At 68.7% G+C, this 307-nt stretch carries 1 pseudogene; it reads left to right on the plus strand.

Annotation, left to right across the window (positions count from 1 at the left end):
* Positions 1–307, plus strand: a pseudogene (locus PZH32_RS12570) (hypothetical protein); the annotation flags it as partial.

The raw sequence follows: 307 nt of genomic DNA on the forward strand, positions 1-307 counted from the left end.
GTGCTGGCCCACACCAACGGCATGTACGTGGCCAAGGACGAGCGGCTGCGCACGGGGCCCGACAAGCACAAGGACCGCATCATCTTCGGCGTCTACCTTGACGACCCCGTGGTGCTCACCGAGTTCGATGCCCGCCAGCAGCTCCTGGCCTTCGCCCTGCGCCAAGAGGGCATGGGCTTCGACGAGCTGCGCATTCTGCCGGCGAAATGGGACATGCGCCAGCGCCATGCCTTTCCCGAATACTGGGGGCAGCAGCCTGCAGCGTCGGCGGCCGCCCCTGCAGCGCCCCGGCCTCGGTCGGCAGAGG

Source organism: Adlercreutzia equolifaciens (genome assembly GCF_029076695.1).
GTDB lineage: Bacteria > Actinomycetota > Coriobacteriia > Coriobacteriales > Eggerthellaceae > Adlercreutzia > Adlercreutzia equolifaciens_A.